This window comes from Paraburkholderia sp. Clong3, assembly GCF_050436485.1.
GTDB classification, from domain to species: Bacteria; Pseudomonadota; Gammaproteobacteria; order Burkholderiales; family Burkholderiaceae; genus Paraburkholderia; species Paraburkholderia tuberum.
Genome location: NZ_JBNDMH010000004.1, coordinates 596,455 through 614,824 on the forward strand (window position 1 = coordinate 596,455; position 18,370 = coordinate 614,824).

Below are 18,370 nucleotides of genomic sequence, written 5' to 3' on the forward strand. Positions count from 1 at the left end.
CGTCACCGGCGTGCCGGTCTAAGCGGTATGCCGATCAACGTGATCATCGACGCCGACGAACTCAAGGCACTGCTCGCGATGCGAGAGGCCTATGGTTCGCTTCAGCGCGATCATGAGGAGGTTCGCAGCGCACTGCGCCTCGTGACAGCTGAGCGCGATCTCGCCGAGGAACGACTGCGCGCTTACCGTCGCGAACTGTTTGGCGCGAAAAGCGAAGCGCGCGCCTCGGACCAGTTCGGCCTGTTCAACGAAGCCGAAGCGCTCGGCGCGAACGCCACTCCCGCGCAGGAAGATACCCCCGGAACCGAGGTCGCGGCCCACAAGCGCAAGAAGCGCGGCCACCGCAAGCCTCTCGATCCCAATCTGCCGCGTGATGTCGTGCGACACGAACTCCCTGAGGCAGAGCGCTTCTGCGATCACGACGGACACGCGCTCGTCGAGATCGGCGTCGAGATCAGTGAGCAGCTCAATGTCATTCCCGAGCAGTTGCGAGTCACCCAGCATCAGCGTATCAAGTACGCCTGCCTATGTTGCGATCTCGGCATCAAGGTTACGCCGGCACCGCCCCGTATCATCCCGCGGGGGCTGCTGAGTGAATCGGCGCTCGCGTGGATCGCCACCGGCAAGTACCAGTTCGGCATGCCGCTCTATCGCCAGGCCGGTCTGCTGCGTCGCTTCGGCGGCGACATCTCGTCGAACACGATTGCCGCGAGCATGGTCCGCGTCGGTCTTGCGACGCAACCCGTCATCAACCTGATGCGCGATGCGCTGCTCGATGCCGAACTGATCTACGGCGACGAGACGACGTTCCAGGTCCTGAAGGAGCAAGGGCGAAAGCCGCAAACGAAAAGCTATCTGTGGGCGCAGATGACCGGTTCGGGCATCCCCATCCGTTGCTTCACCTATACGCCAGGTCGTGGCGCCAGGCTGGCTGACAGGCTGTTTGCCGGTGTCCGTAAAGGTGCCGCCCTGATGACCGATGGATACGAACCCTACAACGGCATCGCTGAACAGTACCAGCTCGTGCACCTCGGATGCTGGACGCACGCAAGACGGTACTTTGTGAAGGCGGAAGACAATGTCCCCAAAGCAGCGCGCCCGCCCGATCTGCTCGCGACACGCTTCATCAGCCTGATCGGAAAACTGTTCGCGGCCGAAGCGCGAAGCCAGACGTGGACGGCTGGGCGACGACAGCGATTGCGACGACGATACAGCGCGTGCGTACTCGATGTTATCGAAAAGCTGATGCTTGAGCACTCGCCTGGCGTCGTCCCCAACAGTCTGCTCGGCAAGGCGCTGACCTATCTGCACGGGCAGTGGCCGAAGCTGATCCGTTACGTTGAAGACGGCAACTGGCCCATATCGAACAACCCTTGCGAAAATTCCATTCGCCCGTTCTGCCTGGGACGCCGCGGCTGGTTGTTTGCTGACACCGTCGATGGCGCAAACGCGAGCGCCAATCTCTACTCACTGGTCGAAACCTGCAAGGCGAACAGCATTGATCCGTATCGCTATCTCACCTGGCTGTTACAGCGTCTCCCGCTGGCACAGACCGTCGACGACTACGACGCGCTCTTGCCCTGGAAGATGCCCATCGATCTCCGCTGACTGAGCCCTGTACCACATCTCATGACAACCGCGCCCTTACTCTGAGGGGTGTCGTCAATGGATCGCGTACGGACGAACTGGGCGGCCAAACGCATTCATGGCCGCACCCGGCGACAGGTCGAGGCCATGTTCCAGGAGGAGAGGCCGCATCTGCGGCCGTTGCCGACCACCGGCTTTCGCTACTTCATGGAGGTCGTGCGTACCGTCTGGGACGACACCACTGTCAACATCGATCGTAGCAACTATGCGGCACGACCTGCGCCGATCGGCAGTCTCGTTTCAGTGCGCATCTACGATTGCATCATCGAGATGCGTATTCCACGCAAAGAGAACAGCCATTCGACGGCAAAGTGAATCGTGATTCCACGGCAAAGTGAACAAGGATTCCACGCCATCGCGAACAAACGGAGCGCAGCGACGCGGGACCTTTACCTTTTTACTCGGACTGCGGCTTTGCGGTCAATCGACTGCGCGTCTTGCGCAGCGATTCGCCCGCGAGCGTGATGCGATGAGCGTTGTGCACCAGCCGGTCAAGGATCGCGTCGGCGACAGTGGGTTCGCCGATCGCCTCATGCCAGTGGTCCACCGGGATCTGGGAGGTAGCGAGCGTGGAGCGGTGCCCGTGACGGTCGTCAAGAACCTCAAGCAGATCGCGCCGCGCGGAATCAGTCAGCGGCGCCATTGCCAGATCGTCGAGAATCACGAGATCCGTCTTGGCAAGTTGGGCGAGCCATCGCGCGTAGCGCCCGCTGCCGTGTGCGATCGCCAGTTCCTCGTTCAGTTTCGGCACGCGCAGATAGCAGGCGGAGAACCCCTGGCGGCACGCCTGGATGGCGAAGGCGCAACCCAACCAACTCTTGCCGAGCCCGGTCGGGCCAACCAGGATCAGGTTCTGCCTCTCCCGAAGCCACTCACCGGTCAGCAGTCGGGCGGTGAGCGCCCGGTCCAGGCCGCGGGCGGTGCGATAGTCGATGTCCTCGGGCGAAGCGTCGGGGACCTTCAGTCTGGCCCGGCGCAGCCGGGCCGCCGTTTGTCGCGAGTCACGTTCACTGGATTCACGCTCGACCAGCAGCCCCAGACGTTCTTCAAAGCCCAGTCGGTCAATGCCGTCCTGGGACTGTTGCTCGGCAAGCGCCGCCGCCATGCCGGGCAGGCGCAGCGCGTGCAGTTTGTCGACAGTGGGATGATGCAGCATATAGACTCCCTTTCAGCTTCAGTGGTAGTACGAAGGCCCGCGCACGTTGGCATGCACAAGCGGCAGGTCGGCCTGCCCGGTGGCAGGTTCGGGCTCCCGGTCCAGGCCGTTCTTCAGCGTCGAGTCAATGAACCTGTAGTTCGGCGCTTTCAGATCGATCGCGCGGCGGCAGGCAGCTTCGAGCCGGTCGCGTCCGTAATCCTTGCCCATGCGCAGCACACCCAGGCAGGTGCGATACGACTGCTGGGGGTGCTTGCGGGCACCCAGCAGGTGCTGGATGACAGCCGCCGTATGCGGGCCGATGTCGGCGGCCCAGTTGCGCAGCCGCTCCGGGTCCCAGCCCTTGGCGACCGCCAGGTGCTCCGGCGGCATGTGCGCGTCGATCGTGGTGTGGTAGCGACGGCGAGCGCTTTTGCCGTGAGCGGCAATGCGTTGGCCGCGATGGAAGATCTCGACGGTGTTGATCGTGTGGCGCACGTCGACCTGTTCGCGCGCGTAGCGATATGGGACCGAGTAATAGTGCTGATCAAGTTCAACGTGATAGTCAGGGCCGATACGCGCGACCTTCCACTCAGCGTACTGATAGGGCTGCTCGGGCAAGGGCCTGAGTGCCGGACGATCGATTTCGTCGAAGACGCTACGGCGGGAGCCGGGCAGTTTCTTGAAGGGCCGGTTGTTCAGATCGCCCAGTAACGCGGCGACCGCCCGGTTGGCCTCGCCCAGGCTGAAGAAGCGCTGGTTGCGCAGGCGGGCGAGGACCCATCTCTGCACCAGGAGGACCGACAGCTCTGCTTTCGGCTTGTCCCTCGGCTTTTTACTGCGAGCCGGGATCACAGCCACGGAGTAATGCCTGGCCATTTCCTGGTAGGTTGGATTGATGTCCGGATCGTAGAACCCCGGCTTGTGGACGCCCGATTTTAGATTGTCGGGCACCAGGATCTCGACCAGGCCGTCATAGAACGCGAAGGCGCGCACGTGCGAGCCGATCCAGTCGGGCAACTGCTGGGTCCAGGTGAGCTCAGCGAAGGTAAAACCGGACACGCCGAGCGCGGCGACGAACAGTTCAGCCTCGCGGACTTCACCGGTGTCCGGATTGATGATGCCGAGCTTCTTGCCCGAGTAGTCGACGAACAGCTTCTGGCCCGGCACGTGCGTTTGCCGCATCGTGACAGGAAGCCGCTGCGCCCATTCCTGGTAAGCCTTGCAGAACCAGCTATAGCCGCAGCCGTCCGGATGCTGCGCCTTGTATTCCTGCCACAGCAGATCGAGCGTGACGCCTTTCCTGCCGATCTCGCGATGCACCGCCGGCCAGTCCGGCATGCCGCGCGTTGGCTCGCGCCGTGCCGGCGGCGGATACAGTCTCGCCTCGAGCGCCGCGTCGTCCGTCAGCAGTTCCGGTGGCAGGGGCCAGCCCAGCCCCGCCAGCCGCGTGCGGCGCAGGTAATGCCACACCGTCGTTGTCGAGGCACCGACCGCGTCGGCGATCTCCCTCTGGTTGCGGTCACACTCGAAATGCAGCCGCAGCACTTCCCTGATTTTGCGCATGGTCAACCTGACATTTGCCATTCGGCACTCCCGACAAAACTGTCGATCGTGCCACCGTTGACCCGCGTCGCCGCCACCCCGAAACCGTGTTCGCGATGGCGTGGAAACCCTGTTCTTTTTGCCGTGGAATCGGCATTAACTTTGCCGTGGAATTCGTGTTCTTTTTGCCGTGGAATCCCTGTTCACTTTGGCGTGGAATATTCAATCGAGATTCGGGATCGCCGTACGCAGGCGTTGCTGCGCACTCATCCGCGCGCCGTAAAGGCCGGTTCGCTTGAACTGCCCGAAGACGAACGCCCGTTCAATCCGTCCCGCCAGAGCGCCTTCCTGCTCGCGAGCGCTGGCGACATCGGGCCGCAAACAAAGGCGCTGTGCCAGTACATGTTCGACAGCGAAGGTCGCGTCGGCCATCGCGCCATGTGGGGCATCGTCGGTCTGGCGAAGAAGTATCCCGCCCGGCTCGTTGAACAGGCCTGCGATCACGCGTTACGTCATCACGTCTACCGCTACAAACAGGTGCGCGCGATCGTCGAGCGGCTGTTCGAACAGGCACTCGAGCGTCTCGATCAGGCACCGCAACTCGAACTGCCCCTCACGCAGGATCACCCGCTGATCCGTCCTGCCGCCGAATACGGCGAACTCTTTGCCCTCGGTGCGCAGCACGGCGCCGAACCTCAACCTCCGACGGGAGAAACGCAGACATGACCATGACATTACCGGAAATCGAACGGGCCCTCGGACAGCTTCGCCTGTCCGGCGTACGCGACACACTTGAAACGCGCGTGCTGCAGGCCCAAGGCTCCCAGCAGCCGTTCCTTGAAACCTTCGCACTGATCCTGCAGGACGAACTGGATCGCCGCCAGTCCCGGCTCATCGAACGCCGCTACAAGCTCTCCGGCCTCGAAGACAAACTCACGCTCGCCGAATTCGACTGGGGCTTCAATCCCAAAGTGCCTCGCCAGACCTGCTTCCAGCTACACACGCTGAAGTTCATCGCGGCCGGCGACAACGCGCTGATCATCGGCAAACCTGGCACCGGCAAATCGCACGTTGCGAAGGCCGTCGCCTACCAGGCCGTCCTGCAGGGACACAAGGTGCAGTATCTTGAGACCGACGACTTCTTTAACCGTTACGCGCTGAGCCCGACTGCTCAGCGCGAAGCCCGGCTGCGAGCCATCCTCGAAAGCGATCTGCTCGTGCTGGACGACCTGTTCCTGTCGCGTACGATCCCCGACGCCGCCGGCGCGCTGCTGCAAACGCTGATCCATCAACGCTACAAACTGCATCGCAGCGTTGTCGTCACATCCAACCGCGTTGTGCAGGATTGGGGTGCATACCTGGGCGACAACACGATGAGCACCACGATCCTCGACCGGCTCATGCATCACTGCCACCTGCTCGAGTTCGATGGTCGCAGCTATCGCCTTAAAGAGGCCGCTGAAACGCTTGCGAGAAAAACGAAAACCAGCTAAATAAAACCCTTAGTCCTGCTGCGCAGGGTGGGGGAATTTGCGCGACCATAAGTGGGGGAGTTTCAACTGACCGTCCGGGGCGCTGTAGCAACGCCATGTCCAGCGCGCGCAGCATCAGTTCGGTGTACAGATGGTTGGACATCGCCCAACCTACGATGCGGCGGCTGAACACATCGAGCACCACGGCGAGATACAGGAACCCTTCGCCGGTCGGCACATATGTCGCGTCGGCCACCCATAGCCGGTCCGGGGCACTGGCGCTGAAGTGTCGCTGCACCAGATCGGGCGCCGGGCGTGCATCGGGCCGCCGCCGCGTGGTGGAGTGCCAGCGGCGCCGGCTTACGCCGCAAAGACTTGCGATACGCATCAGCCGGGCAACCCGCTTGCGCCCGACGTGGATGCCCTGCGCGCTCAGTTCAGCATGAACGCGCGGCATCCCATAGGTGCCGCGTGAGCGCATGTAGATCGCACGGATGCGCGCGAGCAGGTCGGCGTCGGCCACTGCGCGCTTCGATGGTCCGCGCGTGAGCCACGCGTAGTAGCCGCTGGCGGAGTGCCGATCAACGTGACCATTGACGCCGACGAACTCAAGAGGCTGCTCGCGATTCGCGAGGCGTACGGTTCACTGCAACTTGAGCACGAGGAGGTCCGTGGTGCGTTACGTCTGGTGATCGCGGAGCGCGATCTGGCCGAGGAGCGGCTGCGTGCTTACCGTCGCGAGCTGTTCGGCGCAAAGAGCGAGGCGCGCGACTCAGACCAACCCGGCCTGTTCAACGAAGCCGAAGTACTCGGCACAAACGCGGCACCCGCGCAGGAAGACACGCCCGCAACCGCGATCGCCGCACACACACGCAAGAAGCGCGGTCATCGCAAACCGCTCGATCCCAATCTGCCGCGCGAAGTCGTTCGGCACGAACTTCCCGAAGTCGAACGCTTCTGCAACCACGACGGCCATGCACTTGTCGAGATCGGCGTCGAAATGAGCGAGCAGCTCGACGTGATTCCCGAGCAACTTCGCGTCATCCAGCACCAGCGCGTCAAGTATGCCTGCCCGTGCTGCGATCTTGGCATCAAGGTCACTCCGGCGCCGCTGCGCATCATCCCGCGTGGACTGCTGACGGAATCGGCGCTCGCGTGGGTCGCCACCGGCAAGTATCAGTTCGGCATGCCGATCTATCGCCGGGCGGGCCTGCTACGACGCTTCGGTGGCGACATCTCGTCGAACACGCTCGCCGCGAGCATGGTCCGCGTCGGTCTCGCCACGCAGCCCGTCATCAATCTGATGCGCGACGCGCTGCTCGATGCTGACGTGATCTACTGCGACGAGACGACGTTCCAGGTGCTGAAGGAGAAAGGGCGCAAACCGCAAACAAAGAGTTATCTCTGGGCGCAGATGACCGGATCGGGAACACCCATTCGCTGTTATGCCTACACGGCGGGTCGCGGCGCGAAGCTGGCAGACAGACTGTTCGCCGGCATCCGCAAGGGCGCGGTTCTGATGACCGATGGATACGAGCCTTACAACGGCATCGCTGAACAGTATCAGCTCGTGCATCTCGGATGCTGGGCTCACGCGAGACGGTATCTGATCAAGGCCGAAGATAACGTGCCCAAGGCAGCGCGCTCGCCCAACTTGCTCGCGACTCGCTTCATCAAACTGATCGGCAAGCTGTTCGCCGCCGAAGCGCGCAGTCAAACGTGGACGGCCGAACGACGACAGCGATTGCGACAACGATACAGTGCACGCGTGCTCGATGCCATCGAAAAGCTGATGCTCGAACAGATACCCGGCGTCGTGCCTCAAAGCTTACTCGGCAAAGCGCTGACCTATCTGCACGGGCAGTGGCCTAAGCTGATCCGTTACGTCGAGAACGGCAACTGGCCCATATCGAACAACGTCATTCATGCCGTTAGCGGCATGACAAGGGTTATGCCGACTCCCCAATTATGCCGCGTCATGCATGCGCGTGGCGATGGGTATGGCCTTTCATGATCGCTGTGTCGGCATAAACGTATGATTTCTCAGGCTGGCTATGGTGCTGGCCAGGAGAGATCAGATGAATGCGACACGCACAGTCAGCGAATCCGGCGGGCTGCCGGCTCATCACATCGATGCATTTCTTGATCGTCTACGGACGGCACACTATTCCGAGGTATCGCTTCGCAAGAAACGAAGAGTCCTGTGTGCGTTCTCTGGGTGGATGAAGAACAGGAACATCGACCTGATTGATCTCGATGAGTCTGTCACGGCTCGTTTTATGAAGCGCATGATCGACGCATCACGAGATCGCGTCCAGCGTGCGCGTCCCACATTACGGCAGTTTCTCGCCTATCTGCGCGCGGAAGCCATTGTGTGTTCGCCGACGTTGGGCGGCCAGTCCGCGATCGCGCACATTTATCGCCGATACCTGGACTATCTGAGGCAGGATCGTGGACTCGCTAAGAACTCTCTGCTCGTCTACGGCCCCTTCATTCGCGACTTTCTCGACAGCCACTCGGCCAACGACGGAAGTATATTGCCCGATGCATTTGACGCCGTAACGATCCGAGATCATTTCCTTGCCTACAGCAAAGGTCGATCGGCGGAGTACACGCGGCTGGTGGCAGTTGCGCTTCGCTCGTTCTGCCATTTCCTGTTTTTGCGCGGCGATACGGCCCGAGACCTGTATGAGTCAGTGCCTTCGGTTCGTAAGTGGCGACAGTCGACTGTGCCGACGTTCCTCACGCCTGAGCAGCAAGAAGCCCTCATTGCATCTGCAGACCGCTCGACTCCGACTGGGCGCCGCGACTATGCAATCCTGCTGTTGTTGGCGCGGCTCGGTCTACGTGCCGGAGAAATCGTCGCAATCGAGCTTGACGACATTCACTGGCGTTCGGGAGAACTCGTCGTTCATGGCAAGGGGCGAATGGTCGAGCATGTCCCCCTTCCATCGGAGGTTGGAGAAGCAATCGCAATATACCTCCGCGATGGTCGCGGAGCGAGCGCATCGCGCCGCGTCTTTCTTCGCATATGGGCATCTCGCGTTGGTTTGGCTGGACCGGCGGCCATTGGCAAGATTGTTCATCTGGCCTTCGCGCGTGCCGGTTTCAGCCCCGCGTGCCGGGGCGCCGCACATCTATTCCGTCACGGTCTGGCGACGACGATGATTCGCCACGGTGCCTCGATGGCAGAAATAGCCGAGGTCTTGCGACACCGCTCACAGGACAGTACCGCGATCTATGCAAAGGTCGCGTTTGAAGACCTGCGTGGAATCGCGCGCTCATGGCCCGTGGCAGGAGGTGCAATATGACTGCGATCCGCGACTCTCTCACACGGTACGTGGCGGTCCGCCGTGCTCTCGGGGCGTCATTCTATGAACCTGCGTTGGCACTCGGTCATTTCGTTGATCTTCTGGAACGCGAAGGCGCCGAGTTCATTACCACCGATCTGGCTCTGCGCTGGGCGACGACTCCTGTACTCGTCGAACGTGCCACCTGGGGGCGTCGCCTCTCCCAAGTCAGAGGATTCGCCAGATGGATGAACGTCATTGACAGTCGAAACCAGATTCCTCCAGCAGGACTCCTGACTGCCCGCAGACGGCGCAATACACCGCATATATACACTGAGCAGGAAATTGACCTGCTTATGACCCAGGCCGCTCAACTGCGCTCCCGAACCGGCATGCGGGCACTGACCTATTCGACGCTCATAGGGCTTCTTGTAGCGACGGGCCTCAGGCCAGGCGAAGCGCTTCGACTCGACCGGTCCGACGTTGACCTCGTTAACGGGATACTGTCCATCCGGGAGTCGAAGTTCGGCAAGTCTCGCTTTGTTCCTGTACAAGAGTCGACCCGGTTGGCACTCGAACACTATGCCCAGAAGCGCGATAAAGTCTATCCTTTACGATTGAGCGAGGCGTTCCTGGTTAGTGAGCGCGGCAACCGGCTGAAGGCCTGCACTGTGCGAAGCATGTTCGTCAGAATGTCGCGCGCGATCGGTCTGCGATCGGCGACAGAGAATGGGCGCGATGGTTACGGCCCGCGCCTCCAGGACTTCCGGCATAGCTTCGCGACTGGAAGGCTGGTCGAATGGTATCGCGCCGGTCTGGACGTAAGTCGAGAATTGCCGAAACTTGCCACCTACCTCGGGCATGTCAACATCGGTCTTACGTACTGGTACATCGAAGCGGTTCCTGAGTTGCTTGAACTCGCGGCAGCCTATCTCGACAAGAACTATCCGGGAGAACGGCCGTGAGCGCCGCCGGCCTCCCATCCCTCGTTCAGCGGTTTTTTACCCAGCGCCTGCTCGAGCAGCAAGGTCTGAGTTCGCATACGGTGGCAAGTTACCGTGACACGTTCCGGCTGCTGCTAGCGTTCGCCACGAAGCATATGGGGCGCGCGCCGTCAAAGCTGCGAATCGAGGACTTCGACGTGTCGTTGATCGAGGAATTCCTGCAGCATCTCGAACGCGGCAGAGGCAATTCGGTGCGAACACGCAACACGCGGCTTGCCGCCGTGCATGCCTTCTTCCGGTTCGTCGCGGTCAGCGAGCCTGCGTTGTTTCTGCAGTGTCAGCGCATTCTTGCAATTCCATCTAAACGCTGCGAGCACGGCCCTGTTGAGTTTCTGACTGAGAGCGAGGCCGCCGCTCTGGTAGGGGCGCCTGACGTACGAACGTACGCGATCCATTGACGACACCCCTCAGAGTAAGGGCGCGGTTGTCATGAGATGTGGTACAGGGCTCAGTCAGCGGAGATCGATGGGCATCTTCCAGGGCAAGAGCGCGTCGTAGTCGTCGACGGTCTGTGCCAGCGGGAGACGCTGTAACAGCCAGGTGAGATAGCGATACGGATCAATGCTGTTCGCCTTGCAGGTTTCGACCAGTGAGTAGAGATTGGCGCTCGCGTTTGCGCCATCGACGGTGTCAGCAAACAACCAGCCGCGGCGTCCCAGGCAGAACGGGCGAATGGAATTTTCGCAAGGGTTGTTCGATATGGGCCAGTTGCCGTCTTCAACGTAACGGATCAGCTTCGGCCACTGCCCGTGCAGATAGGTCAGCGCCTTGCCGAGCAGACTGTTGGGGACGACGCCAGGCGAGTGCTCAAGCATCAGCTTTTCGATAACATCGAGTACGCACGCGCTGTATCGTCGTCGCAATCGCTGTCGTCGCCCAGCCGTCCACGTCTGGCTTCGCGCTTCGGCCGCGAACAGTTTTCCGATCAGGCTGATGAAGCGTGTCGCGAGCAGATCGGGCGGGCGCGCTGCTTTGGGGACATTGTCTTCCGCCTTCACAAAGTACCGTCTTGCGTGCGTCCAGCATCCGAGGTGCACGAGCTGGTACTGTTCAGCGATGCCGTTGTAGGGTTCGTATCCATCGGTCATCAGGGCGGCACCTTTACGGACACCGGCAAACAGCCTGTCAGCCAGCCTGGCGCCACGACCTGGCGTATAGGTGAAGCAACGGATGGGGATGCCCGAACCGGTCATCTGCGCCCACAGATAGCTTTTCGTTTGCGGCTTTCGCCCTTGCTCCTTCAGGACCTGGAACGTCGTCTCGTCGCCGTAGATCAGTTCGGCATCGAGCAGCGCATCGCGCATCAGGTTGATGACGGGTTGCGTCGCAAGACCGACGCGGACCATGCTCGCGGCAATCGTGTTCGACGAGATGTCGCCGCCGAAGCGACGCAGCAGACCGGCCTGGCGATAGAGCGGCATGCCGAACTGGTACTTGCCGGTGGCGATCCACGCGAGCGCCGATTCACTCAGCAGCCCCCGCGGGATGATACGGGGCGGTGCCGGCGTAACCTTGATGCCGAGATCGCAACATAGGCAGGCGTACTTGATACGCTGATGCTGGGTGACTCGCAACTGCTCGGGAATGACATTGAGCTGCTCACTGATCTCGACGCCGATCTCGACGAGCGCGTGTCCGTCGTGATCGCAGAAGCGCTCTGCCTCAGGGAGTTCGTGTCGCACGACATCACGCGGCAGATTGGGATCGAGAGGCTTGCGGTGGCCGCGCTTCTTGCGCTTGTGGGCCGCGACCTCGGTTCCGGGGGTATCTTCCTGCGCGGGAGTGGCGTTCGCGCCGAGCGCTTCGGCTTCGTTGAACAGGCCGAACTGGTCCGAGGCGCGCGCTTCGCTTTTCGCGCCAAACAGTTCGCGACGGTAAGCGCGCAGTCGTTCCTCGGCGAGATCGCGCTCAGCTGTCACGAGGCGCAGTGCGCTGCGAACCTCCTCATGATCGCGCTGAAGCGAACCATAGGCCTCTCGCATCGCGAGCAGTGCCTTGAGTTCGTCGGCGTCGATGATCACGTTGATCGGCATACCGCTTAGACCGGCACGCCGGTGACGTGTTCAGCTCACGCGTGCATAATTTCGACTGGGATGTCGCTGGACTGCGGCAATGTCGATGCCCTCGATAAGCCAGTGCAACTGCTCGACGCTCAGTGTCGCGACCCGGTTCGCGCTGTCAGGCCACACGAAGCGATCGTTTGCCTCGAGTCTCTTGAGCATGAGCCAGAAACCGTTGCCCTGCCAGCCCAGGATCTTGATGCGATCGCATCTCCGGTTGGTAAACACATAGAGCGAGGAATCCATCGGGTTCAAATGCATGGCCTGCTCCACGAGAATCGACAGGCTGTTCATGCCATAGCGGAAGTCGACTGGTTCCCGATGCAGGTAGACCTTCAGGCCTTCGTCGAACCGGAACACGGCATCCTCCCCAGCATCTGGACCACGGCGGTCAGTTCGTCGATGCTCGCCTCGCCGAGATCAAACTCGACGCCGTTGGACAGTCGCACATGCAGTGCGAGCGTCAGCGATGGCGATGGCGATGGCGATGGTGACGGTGACGGCGACAGCGACGGCGGTGCGGTTGGCAGTGCTGGTGGTGCTGCAACGACAGGCACGAATGCCGTGGGCGAGGCGACAGGTGGGGAGCGTTTGCGCGAACCCGGGATGTCAATGGGCGCGCCATCAATCACCGCGAGCGCGCCCTCCAGTACGATTTCCTCCGGGGCATGCGGACGTTCCTGTTCGCCGGTAGCATCATCCTGCGATGCCGGCGATATGCCTTTCTCGCGCTCCAGCAGGTACTTCGTGATCCACTTGCGTAGCAGGTTGGCGTTGATCCCGTGCTCCTGCGCCAGGCGGGCAACCGACACGCCAGAACGCAGCGCTTCCTCAACTAGCGCACGCTTGCCTTTATCGTCGTAACGACGGCGACCGTCGCTGCTGCGTCGAACTACTCTTAACTCTGGATCTTTGTCAGCCATAGGTGTCCACCTCCGAATAGGTGGACACCTATGCTCCTCGCTCCTGTCCCCAGCGGCTAGACGCCGAAAATGGATCGCTTACTCTCAGATGTTCACGAGAGTGAAGCTCGCCAAACCAACCTGCCTGGGTGAAGCCCGGAAAGGCCCAGCGGCAGCGAGATAATCAACGGTGGCGGGTCGCTAGCAAGCGAGGCCAGGCTTTGCGTGAGGTAACTCACGTGGGGACCTCAACTGTTCCAACCGCCCGGTGCGGACCCGCATGCCGGGTGGTGTGGGAGGGGTCGGGCCGTGAGGCCTGCCCCTATCCCGATTAGATTTTCACGAACTCATCGGCTCCGGCGTTGATGGACGCCCACTCATCACCCGACGCAACCTGCTTCGTCATCTGCCAGAGCGTACTTATCCTCGTGTCGCCCGTGTTCGGCTCAGATTGGCCCACCCAAGCCGTGATCGCTTGGAAGTCGCGCCAATGAACGACAAACGAAATCAAGTCGCCATCGACATAGCCCCGAAGGTCGCCAGTCGTGGTGCCGCCTCCTGAACTCACCTTGCTTTCGTAGGTTCCAGTCAAACTGTCGCCCTGCTGCGCAATTTGCATCGTCGAACCAAGCTCGTTCTTCCACGACCCAGAGAAATCGATCGACGGACCCGTGCCTGCTTTTGCATATTTCAGTGATTGTTCCAGATGCGACATCTCAAACCTCCACAGTGCAAATCGACGGCGACCGGCCGGCGAGCGGGGCGCTTCGCGCCTGATGTTTTCCTACGCAGAATCCGACTTATTAGAACACGCGAAAACTGAATGCGTCTTCCAGGTCTCGCCGAAGTCCCATGCATCCTTTGACTACGATCAAGGCTGAAGAAACCAGCCGCACATCCCTATCGCGGTCATTACTGCGCTCGGGAGACCATACCTTGGCTCCGTGGAAAAGGTTATTTCGTACACGCCGCACCATCAATAGGGTCTGCTGCGACTTCGGCAGGTTCACGTCTGGCGCAGATTCTTGCCACTCGATGCGGCCCCCTCTGAGCACTTGCTTGCGAGGCGGTTCAGTGAGTAGGTAGGCGACGCTTTCCTTGAAGTGCTCATCCTTCACGCGTGCGAAATGCCAATCGATGGAAGTTGCAAACTTGTCCCAATCCGCTTCGACGGATTTTTGGCTACCCTTCGCGAAACCCGAACACTTCAAGCCATATTCACAACGAGCAAAGGTGCCAAGAAACTCATAGGTCAACTGTTCTGGAAGCGACACTTGTGGGAATACGATATTTTCTTGCACTGTGTTTTCCGCTGTCAGTTACCGGCCCAGACGGTCGGGATCATGCCGAAATTGCCCATTTCTTCCCAGCCAGCACCGTCCAGTTCGTAGAGGTCGTCCGCACCCAGCGTCGAACCGTCTACCAGCGTCACGTCACCGGTGCTGATCAAGGTGTCCCAACGCCGCCGCCCGATGAGCTTGTCGTCACGGAACAGGCTGACCTGTATCTCCGTGTTCGGCGGGTTGAAAGGATACTTCCCCGCCGCATCCGGTTTCGGCATGGGAATCAACTCAATCCGTGCAACCACGCCGCTTGGAAGAGCAATCGGATTCGGCAAGAAGGTTTCGATGTTCGTCATGTGTTTTCCGTCGTGTTCTCAGACTACCGGCTGAGCCGGTGGCACAGGGTCGCAGCAGCGCGTGGGGAACTCCCAGCTCGCTTCTTCGAGCTTCGGGCCACTCGCGTAAAACCAGTCGAAGTCGTCTCCGCGATCTGCCGTGACCAGCCGAGGTTTTTCCCAAGAGGGCGCCCATACCCAAAGTGCCCTACCTGCGAACCACTCTTCGCCTTCGTCAAACTTGCGCCAGTTGGCCAGTTCCATTTCCTGTTTTCCTAGTGCCCGCAGTGCGCTTCAGTGCGCGCGGCCCAGAGTGCGGTAATCGCGTCCAAGTTCGACTTGAACGTTCCAAGTTCCCGACTATCGCTGTCCCTTTCTTCGTCATACGGAGCATTGATCGAAGCGCTCCACTCGCCAGAAAGTTTGCGCTCGTAGCTGCCGATGCACTCGTAGCCGCCAGGCGTCGTCGCGGAAAATTCGCACCGACGTTGAAGAAAGCCGTTCGTAGTCGCTGCATCGCCGTTGCAGTTGCGTTCGATATAAAACTGGCCATCGTCCAGCAGCATGAATTTGTTATCCATATTCGGCCTCTTTTCCCTTTCTCGGTTGCCTCAGCTTTGCAGCGGTTCCGAATACCAATGCTCGACGCGATCAAGTTGGAAGCGTGCCACCACTCTGTCAGCATCTCTCACGATGAGAATAAAGCCGTCATCTACCGCATCAGTCGCAGGGATTTCCTTTTCGGCATCATCCCCTTTCAGCTTCACATGGATAGTCATGGTAGCCACGCCTCCTCTCCTGTTCCGTTTTCCGTTTTAAAAAGGGCCGCCAGTACGGGCCGACCAACACGCCGCGACAGGGACGTACTGCCACGGTAAAGCCGTTTTCCGATCTACGACTATCCAGCTTCGGCGGCCACATGGCGACCCCCGAAGCGCTTCACGTCTGCTTGAATCCGCGATAGATCCAACGTACAGCAAAACCTATCGCAAGCGCAGCGAGGCATGGCAGCAGCCATATTGCCAGCAGACGCACTGCGAGATGCCGCCAAGCGGAGACCCGCAAGACATGAACGTATGCCTTGCCGATCGCTGCCGCTTGGGCCTTAGTCGTGCCACCTGGGACTTCGAACCTGTGCCCGTTTGGCATTTCCAGGACGAGAGGCGCGCTTTCCCACCACGGAGCACTCGCTGACGCGGGCGCGCTGGCTTCACTAGCAATCAACGCGACCTCATCAGCTGGTAGGCGCTGCAACTGCTCACTTTCGAAAGGTACACCTGCAACGTCCAGCAAACTGTCAAACAAGACGTACGTCACGGAACCGATCGCTACGCCATAGACAACCGTCAACGCTAACCACAATCGCCACCAACCGCCGATGCGACGTGCCATGTTCTTTTCCTATGCTCACCCAGCACTAACCAACCGGACCTTCATCTGTTTGGTCAGAAGCGTGAGTACCGTCAATGGGGCATTCGCGAGGTGTGTTTGTAGGCGGAGAAAATGCGGAAGAAGCATTGGTGCATCGCTGACCAAATACATCGCACCATCATCGTCTCTGTACGCACCATCCAAAACGCTGATAGCGACCTTGGCCGCATTGCTCGGCGTCGGATCGAAGACATCAGGATCGGTCTCGTCGCTCTTTTGTATGTCATCGACTACGGCCTGGGCAAAGAGGTCGATCACCGCACGCAGGTTTTGTTGATCGGTCGATCCAAAGACGCTTCCGTCAGGAGCCAGTATCTCATTCAGGCCCCTCGACAGGCCTCCATCGACCTCACCCAAAACGACGTCCGACACCTTCAGGACAAAACGAACGTAGGCCAAGTAGCTGCCGACATATAGTGCGGTCAAATACAAGTGTGCGACGAACGGGTTGGCAGCAATCAGCGCCCCTCCCGGCAAAAGTGGACCAGGCCCACCTTCGCCAAAGCACGATTCGAAGAGTTCACGCGCAGGTTCATGGGAGAAGCGAAGCAAACCGTACCCGAAATCTCGTGGCGTGAGTCGATTGCCGTCCGCGAAAACAAACGTGGACTTCGGAGTCCGCGACGGTTCGTTCAGAAACCAACTCAAGATGCCCATTGAATCTCCTGTCTAGTCGTACGGGCTGCGTTCCGTAGGCGGTTTTCCTATCGGACCGGTACCAGCACCAACACGCCGGGCCCGTCTTGCCGGACTTGGCCGGGACCATATTCGCTCACCTGGCCGTTCCGCAGGACCACGGTGTAGTCCGTACGGTTCCACGACCATCCGCTAATCAGACGATCGGTGTAGCGCAGCGCTTCATACTCGCCACTTTGTTGATACCCGTCGGGGTTTCCGAGTATCGAAACGACTTCCCCTTTCGACATTCCCGCATGAATGTCGCCCATCTTCTGGCCGGTCACACATCCGCTTATCAACCCAGCGACTGCGAGCACCGCTACCGCGAATCTCGCTTTCGTCATTGTTCTTGTTCTCCGCGTTTTCCGTTGTGCAGTTAGTTACCAGCGTGCGATACGTCGCCGCGTTGATGCGACTTCCAGGCCCGCAGAATCGCCTTAGAACGCGCGCGCCGACCGCTCCCCGATGCGAGTGCCAGGAGGGGGCCAAAGAACGCGGAAACGAACGCCAAAAAATACATACCCGAATAAACGTTGAAGGACGCGCCAAGCCCCTGCGTGACACCGCCCACGACCGCGAACGTAATGAGTGGATAAGCGCCCGCCCGGAATCCGTCCGCGCGTTGAATGCCAGCGCCTCGCGCAACTATCTCCGTCACGATCCCAAGCATCAATACAGCCGCAACCAACATTCCGTACATATCAGTCCCTTGTTTTCCGTTACGTTGAGACCTGACCGTTGCCGTTTGTAGGAAACGGCAATCGTCAGGTCACGACATTAAAGTTGATCCCCGTCGCAAAACGTGCCTTTCGTTGCGGACACGGTGCCATCTGCCGCGACGGTCGTCTGTTTCAGATACTCATGACAGACCTTGCCACTATTGGCTTTCGTGTCAACCAACTGCACCGATTGCCCACCCACTTGCACGGTCTTGATTGATACGATTTTCGCCGTTTGCATGTTCACTTCCGCGTGTGCTGCACTGCAAGCGATGCTCAATGCGAAAAGTACGGTTTTCTTCATGGTGATTGCCCCTTTTTGTGTGGTCGTTGCTGCTGAGTCGGATGACTCACGGTTGCCGCTTGGTATCGGCAACGATCAGGCATCCGTGTTTTCCGATCTATTCGACTGCGTTCGAGAGGCGATGCAGCGACACAACATAGTCTCTACCGTCTGCCCCGTGAATGACGCCGCCCCGCGCCCCGGCAATCGTCAGCGCCACATGTTGCGTGCTCGATGATCGACCCTCAATGCCCGCTGGTTTCTCGAACAGGTCAGCATCGACAATGGCGCCCCCGTCGCCCTGGTAGCTGACCTTGTTGATTCTTAGTCGCCACGATCCGCTGTACGGAGCGGTGGCGGGCTTGCTACCGTCCACGTAGTCAACCGCTACGGGATAACCGTAATGCTCACTGAAGTCCGCTTTGCCCGTCCACGTCGCCTGCGCCTGAACCCATGTTTGATAGCCCCTTGCATTCAGAACTCGGACCGTGATCGCCGTCACGTCGTCGCCCGCAAATGCGCCGGTAGTCGCAAGCAGCGCTGCGCTAACCATCAGCAAACTAATCTTCTTCTTCATTGGCCCCTC

At 60.1% G+C, this 18,370-nt stretch carries 21 protein-coding genes and 4 pseudogenes; 8 read left to right on the forward strand and 17 right to left on the reverse strand.

Annotation, left to right across the window (positions count from 1 at the left end):
- Window positions 1–27: 27 nt before the first annotated feature.
- Complete coding sequence (gene tnpC / locus OKW30_RS40830; RefSeq protein WP_429346844.1) at window positions 28–1,608, forward strand: IS66 family transposase; 1,581 nt, start codon at window positions 28–30, stop codon at window positions 1,606–1,608.
- 75 nt (window positions 1,609–1,683) lie between these two features.
- Window positions 1,684–1,923: pseudogene (locus tag OKW30_RS40835) on the forward strand (IS21 family transposase); the annotation flags it as partial.
- Between the two features lie 121 nt (window positions 1,924–2,044).
- Here OKW30_RS40835 and istB (OKW30_RS40840) read toward each other — a convergent pair.
- On the reverse strand, window positions 2,045–2,803 hold the full coding sequence (gene istB, locus OKW30_RS40840; RefSeq protein WP_184071868.1) for an IS21-like element helper ATPase IstB: 759 nt from the start codon (window positions 2,801–2,803) through the stop codon (window positions 2,045–2,047).
- 18 nt (window positions 2,804–2,821) lie between these two features.
- Window positions 2,822–4,369: an IS21 family transposase gene (gene istA, locus OKW30_RS40845; RefSeq protein WP_184071870.1), complete on the reverse strand. Its 1,548-nt coding sequence runs from the start codon at window positions 4,367–4,369 to the stop codon at window positions 2,822–2,824.
- Between the two features lie 180 nt (window positions 4,370–4,549).
- Between istA and OKW30_RS40850 the strand changes: the two are divergent.
- Together OKW30_RS40850 and istB (OKW30_RS40855) are read left to right on the forward strand one after the other, a co-directional pair.
- Window positions 4,550–5,053: pseudogene (locus OKW30_RS40850) on the forward strand (IS21 family transposase); the annotation flags it as partial.
- Entirely contained in the window at window positions 5,050–5,820 is a 771-nt protein-coding gene (istB, locus tag OKW30_RS40855; protein WP_187639674.1) for an IS21-like element helper ATPase IstB, read from the forward strand. The pseudogene OKW30_RS40850 and the gene istB (OKW30_RS40855), both read left to right, overlap by 4 nt.
- Before the next feature lie 64 nt (window positions 5,821–5,884).
- On the opposite strand, the pseudogene OKW30_RS40860 reads toward istB (OKW30_RS40855), so the two are convergent.
- A pseudogene (locus OKW30_RS40860) lies at window positions 5,885–6,436 on the reverse strand (IS3 family transposase); the annotation flags it as partial.
- On the opposite strand from OKW30_RS40860, the pseudogene tnpC (OKW30_RS40865) reads away from it, so the two are divergent.
- The 4 genes and pseudogenes from tnpC (OKW30_RS40865) to OKW30_RS40880 all read left to right on the forward strand — a co-directional run.
- Window positions 6,374–7,717, forward strand: a pseudogene (gene tnpC, locus OKW30_RS40865) (IS66 family transposase); the annotation flags it as partial. The pseudogenes OKW30_RS40860 and tnpC (OKW30_RS40865) sit on opposite strands and share 63 nt — an antisense overlap.
- Before the next feature lie 160 nt (window positions 7,718–7,877).
- On the forward strand, window positions 7,878–9,110 hold the full coding sequence (locus OKW30_RS40870) for a site-specific integrase (RefSeq protein WP_429349579.1): 1,233 nt from the start codon (window positions 7,878–7,880) through the stop codon (window positions 9,108–9,110).
- Window positions 9,107–10,054, forward strand: a complete 948-nt coding sequence (locus tag OKW30_RS40875) for a tyrosine-type recombinase/integrase (RefSeq protein WP_429349580.1) — start codon at window positions 9,107–9,109, stop codon at window positions 10,052–10,054. The genes OKW30_RS40870 and OKW30_RS40875 overlap by 4 nt, the downstream gene beginning before the upstream one ends.
- Window positions 10,051–10,491 carry a site-specific integrase gene (locus tag OKW30_RS40880; RefSeq protein WP_429349581.1) on the forward strand — a complete coding sequence of 147 codons (441 nt, stop codon included), beginning with the start codon at window positions 10,051–10,053 and terminating at the stop codon, window positions 10,489–10,491. Before OKW30_RS40875 ends, OKW30_RS40880 begins: the two co-directional genes overlap by 4 nt.
- 54 nt (window positions 10,492–10,545) lie before the next feature.
- Here the strand turns inward: OKW30_RS40880 and tnpC (OKW30_RS40885) are convergent, their stop codons facing one another.
- From tnpC (OKW30_RS40885) to OKW30_RS40950, 14 genes are all read right to left on the reverse strand, one after another.
- Window positions 10,546–12,126 (reverse strand): IS66 family transposase, encoded by a 1,581-nt coding sequence (gene tnpC / locus OKW30_RS40885; RefSeq protein ID WP_429346844.1) that lies wholly within the window; start codon window positions 12,124–12,126, stop codon window positions 10,546–10,548.
- Window positions 12,127–12,156: 30 nt separating this feature from the next.
- Window positions 12,157–12,513 (reverse strand): IS66 family insertion sequence element accessory protein TnpB, encoded by a 357-nt coding sequence (gene tnpB, locus OKW30_RS40890; protein ID WP_090812713.1) that lies wholly within the window; start codon window positions 12,511–12,513, stop codon window positions 12,157–12,159.
- The gene (locus tag OKW30_RS40895) at window positions 12,489–13,076 is read right to left on the reverse strand and encodes a transposase (RefSeq protein ID WP_429346843.1); all 588 of its coding nucleotides are present in this window, start codon (window positions 13,074–13,076) and stop codon (window positions 12,489–12,491) included. Before OKW30_RS40895 ends, tnpB begins: the two co-directional genes overlap by 25 nt.
- Window positions 13,077–13,386: 310 nt before the next feature.
- Window positions 13,387–13,770 carry an avidin/streptavidin family protein gene (locus OKW30_RS40900; protein WP_429349582.1) on the reverse strand — a complete coding sequence of 128 codons (384 nt, stop codon included), beginning with the start codon at window positions 13,768–13,770 and terminating at the stop codon, window positions 13,387–13,389.
- Window positions 13,771–13,858: 88 nt separating this feature from the next.
- Window positions 13,859–14,356, reverse strand: coding sequence for a hypothetical protein (locus OKW30_RS40905; RefSeq protein WP_429349583.1), 498 nt, complete (start codon window positions 14,354–14,356; stop codon window positions 13,859–13,861).
- 14 nt (window positions 14,357–14,370) lie between these two features.
- Window positions 14,371–14,694 carry a hypothetical protein gene (locus OKW30_RS40910; RefSeq protein ID WP_429349584.1) on the reverse strand — a complete coding sequence of 108 codons (324 nt, stop codon included), beginning with the start codon at window positions 14,692–14,694 and terminating at the stop codon, window positions 14,371–14,373.
- Between the two features lie 18 nt (window positions 14,695–14,712).
- Window positions 14,713–14,937 carry a hypothetical protein gene (locus OKW30_RS40915; protein WP_429349585.1) on the reverse strand — a complete coding sequence of 75 codons (225 nt, stop codon included), beginning with the start codon at window positions 14,935–14,937 and terminating at the stop codon, window positions 14,713–14,715.
- 11 nt (window positions 14,938–14,948) lie between these two features.
- Entirely contained in the window at window positions 14,949–15,254 is a 306-nt protein-coding gene (locus tag OKW30_RS40920; RefSeq protein ID WP_429349586.1) for a hypothetical protein, read from the reverse strand.
- Window positions 15,255–15,284: 30 nt separating this feature from the next.
- The gene (locus tag OKW30_RS40925; protein ID WP_429349587.1) at window positions 15,285–15,461 is read right to left on the reverse strand and encodes a hypothetical protein; all 177 of its coding nucleotides are present in this window, start codon (window positions 15,459–15,461) and stop codon (window positions 15,285–15,287) included.
- A 151-nt stretch (window positions 15,462–15,612) separates the two neighbouring features.
- Window positions 15,613–16,065 carry a hypothetical protein gene (locus tag OKW30_RS40930; protein ID WP_429349588.1) on the reverse strand — a complete coding sequence of 151 codons (453 nt, stop codon included), beginning with the start codon at window positions 16,063–16,065 and terminating at the stop codon, window positions 15,613–15,615.
- Window positions 16,066–16,080: 15 nt separating this feature from the next.
- Complete coding sequence (locus OKW30_RS40935; protein ID WP_429349589.1) at window positions 16,081–16,761, reverse strand: hypothetical protein; 681 nt, start codon at window positions 16,759–16,761, stop codon at window positions 16,081–16,083.
- A gap of 47 nt (window positions 16,762–16,808) precedes the next feature.
- Window positions 16,809–17,126 (reverse strand): hypothetical protein, encoded by a 318-nt coding sequence (locus OKW30_RS40940; protein ID WP_429349590.1) that lies wholly within the window; start codon window positions 17,124–17,126, stop codon window positions 16,809–16,811.
- A gap of 433 nt (window positions 17,127–17,559) precedes the next feature.
- Complete coding sequence (locus tag OKW30_RS40945) at window positions 17,560–17,805, reverse strand: hypothetical protein (protein WP_429349591.1); 246 nt, start codon at window positions 17,803–17,805, stop codon at window positions 17,560–17,562.
- Between the two features lie 97 nt (window positions 17,806–17,902).
- Window positions 17,903–18,361 (reverse strand): hypothetical protein, encoded by a 459-nt coding sequence (locus tag OKW30_RS40950; protein ID WP_429349592.1) that lies wholly within the window; start codon window positions 18,359–18,361, stop codon window positions 17,903–17,905.
- Between the last annotated feature and the right edge of the window lie 9 nt (window positions 18,362–18,370).